The sequence below is a fragment of the Streptomyces sp. RPA4-2 genome (assembly GCF_012273515.2).
Lineage (GTDB): Bacteria > Actinomycetota > Actinomycetes > Streptomycetales > Streptomycetaceae > Streptomyces > Streptomyces kaempferi.
Genome location: NZ_CP050975.2, coordinates 2,463,315 through 2,477,850, shown reverse-complemented (window position 1 = coordinate 2,477,850; position 14,536 = coordinate 2,463,315). Strand labels below are relative to the sequence as shown.

The window sequence follows — 14,536 nt, the reverse complement described above, 5'->3', positions numbered from 1 at the left end:
GGCGTGGTTCACCTCGTACGGCGGACGGGTGTGGGTTCACCTCGTACGGCCGACCCTGCGCGGCCGACTTCGTACGGCGGATCTCGCAGGGTCGCTCCCGCGCGACGTGCGGCCGGTCTCGTGCGGAAGGGCGTACGCCGTCCCGGCCGTTCCTGTCCAGGCGGCTCTCCGCTCTGGCGCCGGGCTCGGCCGCTCCCGTCCGAGTGGCTTCCCGCTCTGGCGCCGGGCTCGGCCGTTCCTGTCCGAGTGGCTTCCTGCTCTGGCGCCGGGCTCGGACGTCCCCGTCCGGGTGGCTTCCTGTTCCGGTCTCGCCGCGTCCGGGCGGGCTTTCGTCCCGGTCGAGGCTCGTCCCGGTGGCTTCCCGTGGCGTCGGACTGTTGTTCGGGCCTGGCATCCCCGTGCGTGGCGGTCCGGTCGTGCTCGCGCCGCCTGCCCCGCCCGCTCTCCGCCCGATTGTCAGTGGTGACCTCTACGGTTGTCGAAGTGGCAGCGGTGGAGGGGGTGTTGTGACGGTGAGCGAGGCGACGGCCGTGCGGGTGCCCGCGTGGCGCGGGGGATTCGGGCGGCTGTGGAGCGCGGCGGTGGTGTCGCGCTTCGGGGACGCGCTGCGCACCGCCGCGCTGCCGCTGATCGCCGTGCGCCTCACCGACGACCCGTTCGTCATCGCGTCCGTCACCGCCTGCGGATATCTCCCGTGGCTGCTCTTCGGGCTGCTCGGCGGCGCGGTCGCGGACCGGGTGGACCAACGCCGGGCGATGTGGAGCGTGGACACCCTGCGGGGCACGCTCGTCGCCTGTTTCGGCCTCGCCGTCGGGCTCGGCCACGCCTCGATCGGGCTGCTGATCGCGCTCGCCTTCGCCCTGACCACTCTCCAGACCCTCTTCGACAACGCCTCCACGGCCCTGCTGCCGTCCCTGGTCGACAAGGAGGCCCTGGGCAGCGCCAACGCCCGGCTGATGACCGGCCAACAGCTCGCCGGCGGCTTCCTGGCCGGCCCGTTCGTGCCGCTGCTGCTCGCCGCCGGGGCCGCCGTGCCGTTCGTCGCCGACGCCGCCACCTACCTGCTGGCCGCCGTGCTCGTGGCGTCCCTGCGGATCGCGGCGCCCGAGCGGGAGCCCCGGCGGGCCGGAAGCACCCTGCGGACGGAGGTCGCCGAGGGACTGCGCGCCCTGTGGAGCGACCGGGTGCTGCGCGCCGTCTGCACGGCCACACTGCTGTGCAACATCGGAATGGGCGCCCTGATCGCCACGCTGGTCCTGCACGTGACCGGCTGGCTGCACGCGGGGAACACGGGCTTCGCCGCCGCGATGACGGCCTACTCGGCCGGAAGCCTGGCCGGCGGAGCACTGCTGGCGCAGCGTGTCGCACGCCGGTTCGGGCGCGTCCGCGGCCTGCTCCTGGGGGGAGGCGTCCAGACGGCGTCCCTCCTGCTCATCGGCACCGTCCGCCAACTGGGCGCCCTCCTGCTGGGCATGGTCCTGCTCGGAGTGATGAACATGGTGTGGAACGTCAACCAGGTCACGCTGATGCAGCAGCGCAGCCCCCAGGCCATGGTCGGCCGCATCAGCGCCGCCTTCCGTACCGCCTCCACCTCCGGAGCCCCCGTCGGCGCCCTGCTCGGTGGCGCGGTCGCCGCGGTGTACGGGCTGAACGGGCCCGCGCTGTTCGCGGCCGCGCTCTTCGCACTCGCCGTCGTTTCGCTGATACCCGCGCTCAAGCCGGACGTATCTGTTGTTGAGCCGGACGACGGCGTGACGACAGCTCACGTCAAGCCCTGATCAATTAGGTTGGGACCGGCAGCGGGGCGAGGGACGCAGCAGCACACGCAGGAGAGAAGGCGGAAGTCAGAGATGAACGCAGACACCCGTACCAGGCTCGACCGGACGCCCGAGTGGACCGCTCTGGGGGAGCACCGCGAGGAGCTCGCGGACACCCATCTGCGGGACCTGTTCGCGGCCGACCCCGGGCGCGGCTCCGGGTACACCCTCCGGGTAGGCGATCTGCACGTCGACTACTCCAAGCACCTGGTCACCGACGAGACACTGCGGCTGCTGCGTGAGCTGGCCGTGGCGACGGATGTGTTCGGGCTGCGGGACGCGATGTTCCGTGGTGAGAAGATCAATGTGACCGAGGGGCGTGCGGTTCTGCACACGGCGTTGCGTGCGCCGCGGGACGCGGTGGTCGAGGTGGACGGGGAGAACGTCGTGCCGGCGGTGCACGCGGTCCTCGACCGGATGGCGGGTTTCGCCGAGCGGGTGCGTTCGGGTGAGTGGACCGGTCATACCGGCAGGCGGATCAAGAACGTCGTGAACATCGGGATCGGTGGCTCCGACCTCGGCCCCGCGATGGCTCATGACGCGCTGCGTTCCTTCACCGACCGCGGTCTGACGGTGCGGTTCGTGTCGAACGTGGACGGCGCCGACCTCCACGAGGCCGTCCGTGACCTCGACCCGGCCGAGACACTGTTCATCATCGCGTCGAAGACGTTCACCACGATCGAGACGATCACCAACGCGACCTCGGCGCGGTCCTGGCTGCTGTCCGGGCTGAAAGCCGGTCCGGAGGCGGTGGCCCGGCATTTCGTGGCACTGTCGACCAACGCCGGGAAGGTCGCCGACTTCGGTATCGACACGGACAACATGTTCGAGTTCTGGGACTGGGTCGGCGGACGCTACTCCTACGACTCGGCGATCGGCCTGTCGCTGATGATCGCGATCGGCCCGGACCGGTTCCGGGAGATGCTGGCGGGTTTCCACCTCGTCGACGAGCACTTCCGCACCGCGCCCCCCGAGTCCAACGCACCGTTGCTGCTGGGCCTGCTGGGCATCTGGTACGGCAACTTCCACGACGCGCAGTCCCACGCCGTGCTGCCCTACTCGCACTACCTCAGCCGCTTCACCGCCTACCTCCAGCAGCTCGACATGGAGTCCAACGGCAAGTCCGTCGACCGGCAGGGCGAGCCGGTGGACTGGCAGACCGGACCGGTGGTGTGGGGCACCCCCGGCACCAACGGACAGCACGCCTACTACCAGCTCATCCACCAGGGCACCAAGCTGATCCCGGCCGACTTCATCGGCTTCGCCAACCCCGTCGCTGAACTGGAGACGGGCCTGGCCGCCCAGCACGACCTGCTGATGGCGAACTTCTTCGCCCAGACCCAGGCGCTGGCGTTCGGCAAGACACCCGACGAGGTCCGCGCCGAGGGCGTGCCCGAGGACCTGGTCGCCCACAAGACGTTCCAGGGCAACCACCCCACCACCACCATCCTCGCCCGCGAACTGACTCCCTCCGTCCTGGGCCAGCTCATCGCCCTCTACGAACACAAGGTCTTCGTCCAGGGCGCCGTCTGGAACATCGACTCCTTCGACCAATGGGGCGTCGAACTCGGCAAGGTCCTCGCCAAACGCATCGAACCCGCCCTCACCGACGGCACCGACGTACCCGGCCTCGACCCCTCCACCCAGGCGCTGGTCGCCAAGTACCGGGAGCTGCGCGGCCGTCAGGGTCTGTGAGTGCGGGACGACGGGCGGTGGGGGGCCGCCCGTCGTGGGGTGTTTCTCGGGTGCGGGTAGGCGGGGGCTGGTCGCGCAGTTCCCCGCGCCCCTTCACAGCATGGCCCGTACCCGGCATCTCCAGCCTGGCCGGAACCTTTCGGCGCGGGCCCGCACCCCAGCGCGTGCGGACCTTTCAGCGGAGGCCCGTACCCTGAGCCCGTGCGGACCATCCGGCGGAGGCCCGCACCCTGAGCCCGTCCGGCGTTTGAGGACGAGCCCTTCGGGCGATGTGGGGGTCCAGGGGGCGCAGCCCTTGAGGGTCTGGGGGCGAAGCCCCCGGAGATGAGAGAAGTCCCCCTGCTCGAGTGAAGCCGAGAAGCTTGGGGGAGGGTAGGGGCGGCGAGAGCGAGAGACGCCTCGTTCGCCCCTACCCTGCCGTCACGCCGAAGCCGGCGGATACAGCGAACGCGGCAGCTGCGAAGCGGCCGCCGCGTCGAGCAGCCACAGCGTCCGCGAGCGCCCATGGGCGCCCGCCGCCGGAGCCTGTACCTCACCCGCGCCCGACAGGGCGATCGCCGCGGCCTGCGCCTTGTCCTCGCCGGCCGCGAGCAGCCACACCTCGCGGGCCGAGCGGATCGCGGGCAGCGTGAGCGAGATCCGGGTCGGCGGGGGCTTCGGCGCGCCGTGCACACCCACCACCGTCCGCTCCGTCTCGCGCACCGCGGGCAGCTCGGGGAAGAGCGAGGCCACATGCGTGTCCGGCCCGACGCCCAGCATCAGGACGTCGAAGGCCGGGACCGAACCATGGTTCTCCGGCCCCGCGTCCTTCGCGAGTTCGGCGGCGTAGGCCTCGGCCGCCGCGTCCGCGTCCGCGCCGTGGGGGCCGTCGGACGCCGGCATCGGATGCACCCGCGCCGGGTCCAGCGGCACCGAGTCCAGCAGTGCCGCACGGGCCTGGGTGTCATTGCGTTCCGGGTCCCCCGCGGGCAGGAACCGCTCGTCGCCCCACCACAGGTCGAGCCGGCCCCAGTCGATGGCGTCCCGGGCGGGCGCGGCCGCGAGCGCCGCGAGGAGCCCGTTGCCGTTGCGGCCGCCGGTGAGGACCACCGAGGCGTAGCCGCGCGAGGCCTGCGCGTCCACGACCTTGGTGATCAGCCGGGCCGCCGCGGCCTGGGCCATCAGCTCCTTGTCGCGGTGCACGACAAGCTGCGGAGTGATCACTTGGAGGCCGCCTTCTTGGCCGGGGCCGAGGCGCCGGTCTTGGCGGCGGCCTTCTTGGCGGGGGCCTTGGCCGGTGCCTTGTCGGCGGCCTTGGCCGCCGTCCTGGCCGGAGCCGGGGTCCGGTCCGAGGACTCGTCCGACGAGGTGCTCAGCCGCTCCACCCCGTACCGCAGCGCCGAGGCGTACGTGTCGTCCGGGTCGAGCCGGCGCAGCTCCTCCGCGATCAGCTCGGACGTGTCGCGGCGCTTGAGCGCCACGGCGCGGTCGGGCTGGCCGTCGATGGACAGCGTGGCGAGGGAGCCGTCGGCACGGTCCAGGACGATCGGGCCGCAGCTGGTCTGCATCCGGACGGCCGTGAGGCCGGGGCCGGACGACTGCGAACGCCTGACCGGGACCTTCAGCCGGTCCGCGAGCCACATGGCGAGCAGCTCGCAGCTCGGGTTGAACTCCTCGCCCTCCACCTCGACCGCGCTCACGTCGCAGACGACCTGGTCCAGGGCCGCGGCCAGCATCGAACGCCACGGTGTGATGCGGGTCCAGGAGAGGTCGGTGTCCCCGGGGGCGTAGGCGTCGGCGCGGGCGTTGAGCTCCCGTACCGGCGCCTCGGCCGCGTAGGTGTCCGTGACCCGGCGTTGGGCCAGCGCGCCCAGCGGGTCCTTCGCCGGGTCGAGCGGCGAGTTCACCGGCCACCAGACGACGACCGGCGCGTCCGGCAGCAGGAGCGGCAGGACGACCGAGTCGGCGTGGTCGACCACCTCGCCGTACAGCCGCAGCACGACGGTCTCGCCGGTGCCCGCCTCCGCGCCGAGCCGCACCTCGGCGTCGAGTCGCGACTTCGTGCGGTCGCGGGGCGAGCGCGAGACACGCCTGATGACCACGAGGGTGCGCGAGGGGTGCTCGCGCGAGGCCTCGTTGGCGGCCTTCAGGGCGTCGTAGGCGTTCTCCTCGTCGGTGACGATGACGAGGGTCAGGACCATGCCCACCGCGGGGGTGCCGATGGCCCGGCGGCCCTGCACGAGCGCCTTGTTGATCTTGCTGGCAGTGGAGTCGGTGAGGTCTATCTTCATGGGCGACGCCAGCTCCGTCCGTCTCGTTCGAGCATTTCGTCGGCCTCGACGGGGCCCCAGGTGCCCGAGGGGTACTGCGCGGGCTTGCCGTGCTTGTCCCAGTACTGCTCGATCGGGTCGAGGATCTTCCAGGACAGCTCGACCTCCTCGGTGCGCGGGAAGAGGTTCGAGTCGCCGAGCAGCACGTCGAGGATCAGTCGCTCGTACGCCTCCGGGCTGGACTCGGTGAACGACTCGCCGTAGGCGAAGTCCATCGAGACGTCCCGGATCTCCATGGAGGTGCCGGGCACCTTGGAGCCGAAGCGGACCGTGACGCCCTCGTCGGGCTGGACGCGGAAGACGATCGCGTTCTGGCCCAGCTCCTCCGTCGCCGTGTGGTCGAAGGGGGAGTGCGGGGCGCGCTGGAAGACGACCGCGATCTCGGTGACCCGCCGGCCCAGACGCTTGCCGGTCCTCAGGTAGAACGGGACGCCCGCCCAGCGGCGGTTGTCCACCTCCACCTTGATCGCGGCGAAGGTGTCGGTCTTCGACTTGGGGTCGATGCCGTCTTCCTGGAGATAACCGACGGCCTTCTCGCCGCCCTGCCAGCCGGCCGCGTACTGCCCGCGGACGGTGTCGCGCCCCAGGTCCTTCGGGATCCGCACCGCGCCGAGCACCTTGGTCTTCTCGGCGGCGAGCGCGTCCGCGTCGAACGACGAGGGCTCCTCCATGGCCGTCAGGGCCATCAGCTGGAGCAGGTGGTTCTGGATGACGTCACGGGCCGCGCCGATGCCGTCGTAGTAGCCCGCCCGGCCGCCGATGCCGATGTCCTCGGCCATGGTGATCTGCACATGGTCGACGAAGGACCGGTTCCAGATCGGCTCGAACATCGTGTTGGCGAAGCGGAGCGCCAGGATGTTCTGGACGGTCTCCTTGCCGAGGTAGTGGTCGATACGGAAGACCTGGTCCGAGGCGAAGACCTCGTGCACGATCGCGTTGAGGTCCTCGGCCGACTTCAGGTCGTGACCGAAGGGCTTCTCGATGACCGCGCGCCGCCAGGAGCCGTTCGACTGGTCGGCCAGGTGGTGCTTCTTCAGCTGCTTGATGACCACCGGGAAGGCGGACGGCGGCACGGAGAGGTAGAAGGCGAAGTTGCCGCCCGTCCCCTGTGCCTTGTCGAGCTCCTCGATGGTGGCGCGCAGCCGCTCGAACGCGTCGTCGTCGTCGAAGGTGCCCTGGACGAAGCGCATCCCCTGGATGAGCTGCTGCCAGACCTCCTCGCGGAACTCCGTACGGGCGTGTTCCTTGACCGCGTCGTGGACTTCCTGGGCGAAGTCCTCGTTCTTCCACTCGCGGCGGGCGAAACCGACGAGCGAGAAGCCCGGCGGCAGCAGTCCGCGATTGGCGAGGTCGTACACGGCGGGCATCAGCTTTTTACGTGACAAATCGCCCGTGACGCCGAAGATGACCAGGCCCGACGGCCCCGCGATACGCGGGAGCCGTCGGTCTGCGGGGTCACGCAGCGGGTTGCTGCTTGACAAGGTTTCAGCCCTCCGAAGGGGCGAGGCGCTGGAGCTCCGCCTCTGTGGACTTGAGCAGGTCGTTCCAGGACGCCGCGAACTTCTCGACGCCCTCGTCCTCGAGGAGCTGGACCACGTCGTCGTACGAGATCCCGAGCTTCTCGACCGCGTCGAGTTCGGCGCGGGACTGCTCGTACGTACCGGCGATCGTGTTGCCGGTGATGCCGCCGTGGTCCTCGGTGGCCTGCAGGGTGGCCTCCGGCATGGTGTTCACCGTGTTCGGCGCCACCAGGTCGTCGACGTACAGGGTGTCCTTGTACGCCGGGTCCTTCACACCCGTCGACGCCCACAGCGGGCGCTGCTTGTTCGCCTGCGCCTTGTCGAGGGGGGCCCAGCGCTCCGAGGAGAAGACCTCCTCGTACGCCTGGTAGGCGAGCCGGGCGTTGGCCAGGGCGGCCTTGCCGCGTGCGGCCTTGGCCTCGGAGGTGCCCAGGGCGTCGAGCCGCTTGTCGATCTCGGTGTCGACCCGGGACACGAAGAAGGACGCCACCGAGTGGATCTTGGAGAGGTCCAGGCCCGCGGCCTTCGCCTTCTCCAGCCCCGCCAGGTAGGCGTCCATGACCTCGCGGTAACGCTCCAGCGAGAAGATCAGCGTGACGTTGACGCTGATGCCCTTGCCGATGACCTCGGTGATCGCGGGCAGGCCCGCCTTGGTCGCCGGGATCTTGATGAGCGTGTTCGGACGGTCCACCAGCCAGGCCAGCTGCTTGGCCTCGGCGACGGTCGCGGTGGTGTTGTGCGCCAGGCGCGGGTCGACCTCGATGGAGACCCGGCCGTCCTGGCCCTGCGTCGCCTCGAAGACCGGGCGCAGGATGTCGGCGGCGTCACGGACGTCCGCCGTCGTGATCATGCGGATGGCCTCTTCGACCGTGACCTTGCGGGCGGCGAGCTCGGTGAGCTGCTGCTCGTAGCCGTCGCCGCTGCTGATCGCCTTCTGGAAGATCGACGGGTTGGTGGTGACGCCCACGACGTGCTGCTGGTCGATCAGTTCGGCGAGGTTGCCGGACGTGATCCGCTTGCGCGACAGGTCGTCCAGCCAGATCGCGACGCCTTCCTCGGAGAGGCGCTTGAGTGCGTCTGTCATGGAAAATGCATCTCCTACGTGTCGTTTGTCAGCGTCAGAGCTGGGCTGCGGCGATCGATTCCCGGGCAGCATCGGCGACGTTCTCGGCAGTGAAGCCGTACTCGCGGAAGAGCACCTTGCCGTCGGCCGAAGCACCGAAGTGCTCCAGCGAAACAATGCGTCCCGCGTCCCCGACGAACCGGTGCCAGGTCAGACCGATACCGGCCTCGACCGAGACCCGCGCGCGCACCGACGGCGGCAGCACACTCTCCCGGTAGGCCTGGTCCTGCTCGTCGAACCACTCCACGCACGGCATGGAGACGACCCGCGTCGGCACACCCGCGGCCTGGAGCTGCTCGCGCGCCTCCACGGCCACGTGCACCTCGGAACCGGTCGCGATGAGGATGACCTGGGGCTCGCCGCCCTCCGCCTCGAACAGGACGTAGCCGCCCTTCGCGGCGTCCTCGTTGCGGTCGTACGTCGGTACGCCCTGCCGGGTCAGTGTCAGTCCGTGCGGGGCGCCCTCGCCGAACACCTTGGTGTAGCGCTTGAGGATCTCGCGCCAGGCGATCGCCGTCTCGTTGGCGTCCGCGGGACGGACGACGTTGAGGCCGGGGATGGCGCGCAGCGAGGCGATGTGCTCGACCGGCTGGTGCGTCGGACCGTCCTCACCGAGGCCGATCGAGTCGTGCGTCCAGACGTAGGTGACCGGCAGGTGCATCAGCGCGGACAGCCGCACCGAGTTGCGCATGTAGTCGGAGAACGTCAGGAAGGTGCCGCCGTAGACGCGGGTGTTGCCGTGCAGCGTGATCCCGTTCATCTCCGCGGCCATGGAGTGCTCGCGGATACCGAAGTGGATCGTTCGCCCGTACGGGTTCGCGCCCGGCAGCGGGTTGTCGGCCGGCAGGAACGAGGAGTTCTTGTCGATCGTCGTGTTGTTCGAGCCCGCGAGGTCGGCGGAGCCGCCCCACAGCTCGGGGATGACCGCGCCGAGCGCCTGGAGCACCTTGCCGGACGCGGCACGGGTCGCGAGGCTCTTGCCGGTCTCGAACGCCGGGAGCTTCTCCTCCCAGCCCTCGGGCAGCTCGCACGCGGCGATGCGGTCGAACTCGGCCGCACGCGCGGGCTGGGCGGTGCGCCACTCCTGGTAGCCCTTCTCCCACTCCGCCCGCTGCTCACGACCCCGGTCGAGTGCCTGACGGGTGTGGGCGAGGACCTCGTCGGCCACGGCGAAGGACTGCTCCGGGTCGAAGCCCAGTACCCGCTTGGTCGCCGCCACCTCGTCGTCGCCGAGCGCCGAGCCGTGCGCGGCCTCGGTGTTCTGCGCGTTCGGGGCGGGCCAGGCGATGATCGACCGCATCGCGATGAACGACGGCTTGTCGGTCACCAGCTTGGCGGCCTGGATCGCGTTGTAGATGGCGTGCGGGTCGAGGTCGCCGTCCGGCTTCGGGGCCACCCGCTGCACATGCCAGCCGTAGGCCTCGTACCGCTTGACGGTGTCCTCGGAGACCGCCGTCTCCGTGTCGCCCTCGATCGAGATGTGGTTGTCGTCCCACAGCAGGATCAGGTTGCCGAGCTCCTGGTGCCCGGCCATGGAGGACGCCTCCGCGGAGATGCCCTCCTGCAGGCAGCCGTCACCGGCGATGCAGTAGATGAAGTGGTCGAACGGAGACTCGCCCTGGGGCGCGTCCGGGTCGAACAGACCGCGCTCGTAGCGGGAGGCCATCGCGAAGCCCACCGCGTTGGCGACGCCCTGTCCCAGCGGACCCGTGGTGGTCTCCACGCCGGGGGTGTGTCCGTACTCGGGGTGGCCCGGCGTACGCGAGCCCCAGGTGCGGAAGGACTCCAGGTCGTCCAGCTCGAGGCCGAACCCGGCCAGGTAGAGCTGCGTGTAGAGGGTCAGGGACGTATGGCCCGCGGACAGCACGAAGCGGTCGCGTCCGGTCCAGTCGGGATCCGCCGGGTCGTGCCGCATCACCTTCTGGAAGAGGGTGTAGGCGGCAGGCGCCAGACTCATCGCCGTACCGGGATGGCCGTTGCCGACCTTCTGTACGGCATCGGCGGCCAGGACGCGGGCGGTGTCGACGGCCCGTTGGTCCAACTCGGTCCACTCGAGGTCTGTGGTGGTCGGCTTGGTGCTCACCCTGGGTCAGGGCTCCTCTCCACATGTCACGCATGTCGAATGCCGGTGCACTGGGCGCCCACCGGCCGTTGTCGAGCCTACCCCCGTAGGTACCTGCGTTTTTTCGAGTCATTCCAGACTGCCGGGACTCGGCGGAATCCGCCTCCCGACTGGTCCGTTCCGTCTTCGGCAACTGAATACGGAGCCGCTCGTAAGAGTGCTCAATCGAGCCCCCCGACGCCCGTTGTGCGGGCCCCGCCGAGGCGCTGGTCCGGGCGCCCCCAACACGACCCCACCCCCGCGAAGGCCGGGGTCTGGGCAACGTCTACAGTGGCGTGGTACGCGCGAGCCTTTACGGGGAGTTCACACCCGGGGGCTTGCTGGGATGTCTCTGTCAGGGGTGTGCGTGACGGCCGTCGAATCCCGTCCAGCGGGGGTGCTCGGGACGAGCAGCAGCCCGAGCCACCGGCCGTTCGGGGCCCGTGTGAAGGCGTTCGTGGCACTCACGAAGCCACGAATCATCGAACTGCTCCTGATCACCACCGTTCCGGTGATGTTCCTGGCCCAGCAGGGTGTACCGGACCTCAAACTGGTCCTGCTCACCTGTCTCGGCGGCTATCTGTCGGCGGGCGGCGCCAACGCGCTCAACATGTACATCGACCGTGACATCGACGCTCTGATGGAGCGGACCTCGCAGCGTCCACTGGTCACCGGCATGGTCAGCCCCCGTGAGTGCCTGGCCTTCGGCATCGCGCTGGCGGTCGTCTCGACGCTGCTGTTCGGTCTGGCCGTCAACTGGCTGTCCGCGTGGCTGTCACTCGGAGCGCTCCTCTTCTACGTCGTCGTCTACACGATGCTCCTCAAGCGCCGTACGTCCCAGAACATCGTCTGGGGCGGCATCGCGGGCTGCCTCCCGGTCCTCATCGGCTGGTCGTCCGTCACGAACTCCCTGTCGTGGGCGCCCGTCATCCTCTTCCTCGTCATGTTCTTCTGGACGCCGCCGCACTACTGGCCGCTGTCCATGAAGGTGAAGGACGACTACGCGCGCGTGGGCGTGCCCATGCTGCCGGTCGTCGCGTCCAACAAGGTGGTCGCCCGCCAGATCGTCATCTACAGCTGGGTGATGGTCGGCGTCTCGCTGCTCCTGACCCCGCTCGGCTACACGGGCTGGTTCTACACGGTGGTCGCGCTGGCGGCCGGCGGGTTCTGGCTGTGGGAGGCGCACGGCCTGCAGAACCGCGCCAAGGCCGAGGTGGCGGGCGGGAAGCTCAAGGAGATGCGACTGTTCCACTGGTCGATCACCTATGTGTCGATCCTCTTCGTGGCCGTCGCGGTGGACCCCTTCCTCCACTAGGGCGTACGGCGAAGTCCTGTCTGCCTGTCGACGGGCGGGGTGCGTGGTCAAGGCCACGCACCCCGCCCGTCGCCGTTCGATCTACCCGTCGGTAGCATCCTGGCCATGGCAGACACCGAGCAGACTGACGAGACCACCGGCACCGCCCGGGACACCGGCGCCGAGCGCAAGGCGGCCAGGCTCGCCCGGCAGATCCGCGCCTTCGCCGACGAGCACGGCGGGGCCGAGGGCCAGGTGGCGTACATCGGGGAGCGCGGCGCGCGCATCGTGCTCGTCGGTGAGGACGGCGACTGGGGCGATCTGGTCGCGCCCGGCTACGCGATCGCCGAGGAAGCCGTGAAGCAGGCCGGGATCACTGTTCACGAGGAGTTCGACGGGGAGTTCGCCGCGAAGGTGCGGACGGGGCCGTACGAGTGGAAGCGGATGGCGGGGATCCAGCTGGGCGGCCCGCGCAACGACTGACCCGTACGGGTGGCTCACCGCGGGCGCGACATCACCCGAACGGCCGCAGCCGGGCCCGTGGGGTCCGCGCCCCCGGCCGGCTCCCGGGCACCGCACGGACGCCCCACCGGCCTGTGTCACCGGCCCGCGCCGCCGTCGGTCGCCGAACCCCACGAACGGCCGAGCGACGCGCCTGGAACACGGGCGACCAACACCTGACGCCCGGCTCACCCGTTAGGACCTGAGAAAGAACGGTCCAGTCGCGCGGGGGAGTCCGGATGATCGAAACGCCGTCCCTGGTGGACCAGTACTGTCACGGAGTGCTGAGGACGGAGCTGGGCCTCGGCACCTTCGAGGCCCACCTCGCCAGAACCGAGGGGCCCCCGGCCCCCGGCACCACCCTCTTCGACACCCAGACCGGCTTCGCGGTACGCCGCTGGTGTCCGCCCCTGCTCGGCCTGGAACCGCACTGCCCGCCCGCCCGCTATCTCGCCCGGCGGCGCGAACTCGGCGTCCTCGAAGCGGGCCGCAGACTGCTGCGCGGCAGCGGTGTCACCACCTTTCTCGTCGACACCGGGCTGCCCGGCGACCTGACCGGGCCGGGCGAGATGGCCTCCACCGGTGCCGCCGACGCCCATGAGATCGTCCGCCTGGAGCTGCTGGCGGAACAGGTCGCGGACACCTCCGGCACCGTCGAGTCCTTCCTCGCCAATCTCGCCGAGTCGGTCCACGGGGCCGCCGCGAACGCCGTCGCCTTCACCTCCGTGGCGGGCGGACGGCACGGCCTGGCGCTCGCTCCCGAACCCCCCGGGCCCGGAGAGGTACGCGGCGCGGCGGGCAGGTGGCTCGCGGACCGCCGGGTCGGCGGGGCGCTCAGCGACCCCGTCCTGCTGCGCCATCTGCTGTGGATCGCGGTCGCCTCGGGACTGCCCCTCCAACTCCACGCGGGACTCGGCGAACCGGGCCTGCGGATCGACCGCACCGACCCCGTCCTGCTCACCGACTTCGCGCGCGCCACGGCCGGGCTCGGCACCGACCTCGTACTGCTGCACGGCTACCCGTACCACCGGCACGCGGCACACCTCGCCGGGGTCTTCCCGCACGTGTACGCCGACCTGGGCGCCGCGCTGGTGCGCACCGGAGCGCGGGCCGCGGCCGTCCTCGCCGAGATCCTGGAACTGGCTCCCTTCGGCAAGCTCCTCTTCTCCAGCGGAGCACACGGCCTGCCCGAACTGCATGTGGTCGGCGCACGTCTCTTCCGCGAGGCACTCACCCGGGTGCTCGGCACCTGGGTCGCGGAGGGTGCCTGGTCGCCCGCGGACGCGCAGCGGGTGGCGGGACTGATCGCCGCGGGGAACGCGCGCCGGGTGTACGGGGTGCAGTGAACGGCGGGGAGGCTTCCGGCGCGCCGCCCGGTGGCTCCACACTGTCCTGATGACCGACGACGCCACGGCACGTCTGCTCGACCGCTTCCTCGCCGGCCTGGACGCCTTCGCGCCCCTCGCGCTGTGGGCGCACGGATCGCTCGCCGGGGGCGACTACCAGGAGGGGCGCAGCGACCTGGACCTGATCGCGGTCCTGCCGGACCCGGTCCCGCTCGCCACCGTGCGACGGCTGGTCCGGCTGCACCACCGCCTGCGCGAGGACCAGCCCCTCGCGCGCCGGCTGCACTGCGGCTATCCGACGCCCGCCACCCTGGCCGGTGCCGAGCGGTCGTACGTCACCTGGGCCCACGACCGGCTGCTGAGACGCCCGGTCACTCCCGTCACCCGCCGCGAACTGCACGCCTTCGGACGGGTCCTGCACGGAGAGCGGCCCGAGGGTCTGCTGCCGCCGGTGCCCGACCAGGAGCTGCGCGCCTTCGTCGTGCGGGACCAGAAGGAGTTCTGGCGGCCCGCCGTGGACAAGGCCCGGCTCTGGAAGCAGGACGTGTGGGTCGACCTCGGGACGATCACCTTCGCCCGCGCGACCGTCACCCTGCGGGAAGGGCGCCTGGTGTCCAAGAGGGAGGCACTGGAACTGCTGCCGGGACTCGGGGCGCCCGCCGAGGTCGTCGAGGACGTACGGCGCAGGCGGTACGACGACTCCGTGCCCGCGCCGCCCGCCCGGGGGTGGACGGCGCGCAGGGCCGAGCTGACCAGGAGTTACCTGGGCCCCGCGATCGACGGCCTGGTGGCCGCGTACGAACCGCGCACCCGTGCGTGAGCGGCCGGTT

Annotated in this window: 11 protein-coding genes; 6 read left to right on the top strand and 5 right to left on the bottom strand. The window is 70.7% G+C overall.

Going from position 1 to position 14,536, the window contains the following annotated elements; genetic code table 11:
* Window positions 1-581: 581 nt before the first annotated feature.
* Complete coding sequence (locus HEP85_RS10595; RefSeq protein ID WP_248002467.1) at window positions 582-1,778, top strand: MFS transporter; 1,197 nt, start codon at window positions 582-584, stop codon at window positions 1,776-1,778.
* Between the two features lie 72 nt (window positions 1,779-1,850).
* A complete protein-coding gene (pgi, locus tag HEP85_RS10590) occupies window positions 1,851-3,512 on the top strand; it encodes a glucose-6-phosphate isomerase (RefSeq protein ID WP_168527558.1) in 1,662 nt (553 codons plus the stop codon).
* Between the two features lie 420 nt (window positions 3,513-3,932).
* On the opposite strand, the gene pgl is transcribed toward pgi, so the two are convergent.
* Genes pgl through tkt form a run of 5 tightly spaced genes read right to left on the bottom strand, consistent with a single transcriptional unit; the run spans window position 3,933 to window position 10,547 of the window.
* Window positions 3,933-4,715 (bottom strand): 6-phosphogluconolactonase, encoded by a 783-nt coding sequence (gene pgl, locus HEP85_RS10585; RefSeq protein ID WP_329287046.1) that lies wholly within the window; start codon window positions 4,713-4,715, stop codon window positions 3,933-3,935.
* Window positions 4,712-5,782, bottom strand: a complete 1,071-nt coding sequence (gene opcA / locus HEP85_RS10580) for a glucose-6-phosphate dehydrogenase assembly protein OpcA (protein WP_168527557.1) — start codon at window positions 5,780-5,782, stop codon at window positions 4,712-4,714. Before opcA ends, pgl begins: the two co-directional genes overlap by 4 nt.
* Window positions 5,779-7,302: a glucose-6-phosphate dehydrogenase gene (zwf, locus tag HEP85_RS10575; protein ID WP_168527556.1), complete on the bottom strand. Its 1,524-nt coding sequence runs from the start codon at window positions 7,300-7,302 to the stop codon at window positions 5,779-5,781. Before zwf ends, opcA begins: the two co-directional genes overlap by 4 nt.
* Before the next feature lie 4 nt (window positions 7,303-7,306).
* Window positions 7,307-8,425 (bottom strand): transaldolase, encoded by a 1,119-nt coding sequence (gene tal / locus HEP85_RS10570; protein ID WP_168527555.1) that lies wholly within the window; start codon window positions 8,423-8,425, stop codon window positions 7,307-7,309.
* A 34-nt stretch (window positions 8,426-8,459) separates the two neighbouring features.
* The gene (gene tkt, locus HEP85_RS10565; RefSeq protein WP_168527554.1) at window positions 8,460-10,547 is read right to left on the bottom strand and encodes a transketolase; all 2,088 of its coding nucleotides are present in this window, start codon (window positions 10,545-10,547) and stop codon (window positions 8,460-8,462) included.
* Between the two features lie 379 nt (window positions 10,548-10,926).
* Between tkt and HEP85_RS10560 the strand changes: the two genes are divergently transcribed.
* The 4 genes from HEP85_RS10560 to HEP85_RS10545 all read left to right on the top strand — a co-directional run bounded on the left by HEP85_RS10560 (window position 10,927) and on the right by HEP85_RS10545 (window position 14,526).
* Window positions 10,927-11,880 carry a heme o synthase gene (locus HEP85_RS10560; protein WP_168533508.1) on the top strand — a complete coding sequence of 318 codons (954 nt, stop codon included), beginning with the start codon at window positions 10,927-10,929 and terminating at the stop codon, window positions 11,878-11,880.
* A gap of 105 nt (window positions 11,881-11,985) precedes the next feature.
* Complete coding sequence (locus HEP85_RS10555; RefSeq protein ID WP_168527553.1) at window positions 11,986-12,342, top strand: hypothetical protein; 357 nt, start codon at window positions 11,986-11,988, stop codon at window positions 12,340-12,342.
* A gap of 257 nt (window positions 12,343-12,599) precedes the next feature.
* Window positions 12,600-13,706, top strand: a complete 1,107-nt coding sequence (locus HEP85_RS10550; protein WP_168527552.1) for an amidohydrolase family protein — start codon at window positions 12,600-12,602, stop codon at window positions 13,704-13,706.
* 49 nt (window positions 13,707-13,755) lie between these two features.
* The gene (locus HEP85_RS10545) at window positions 13,756-14,526 is read left to right on the top strand and encodes a nucleotidyltransferase domain-containing protein (RefSeq protein WP_168527551.1); all 771 of its coding nucleotides are present in this window, start codon (window positions 13,756-13,758) and stop codon (window positions 14,524-14,526) included.
* Window positions 14,527-14,536: the final 10 nt, after the last annotated feature.

Excerpts from the sequence above, each read along its gene's own strand:
- pgi (WP_168527558.1), top strand. The coding sequence starts at position 1,851 with ATGAACGCAGACACCCGTACCAGGCTCGACCGGACGCCCGAGTGGACC.
- opcA (WP_168527557.1), bottom strand. The coding sequence starts at position 5,782 with ATGAAGATAGACCTCACCGACTCCACTGCCAGCAAGATCAACAAGGCG.
- tal (WP_168527555.1), bottom strand. The coding sequence starts at position 8,425 with ATGACAGACGCACTCAAGCGCCTCTCCGAGGAAGGCGTCGCGATCTGG.
- HEP85_RS10555 (WP_168527553.1), top strand. The coding sequence starts at position 11,986 with ATGGCAGACACCGAGCAGACTGACGAGACCACCGGCACCGCCCGGGAC.
- HEP85_RS10550 (WP_168527552.1), top strand. The coding sequence starts at position 12,600 with ATGATCGAAACGCCGTCCCTGGTGGACCAGTACTGTCACGGAGTGCTG.
- HEP85_RS10545 (WP_168527551.1), top strand. The coding sequence starts at position 13,756 with ATGACCGACGACGCCACGGCACGTCTGCTCGACCGCTTCCTCGCCGGC.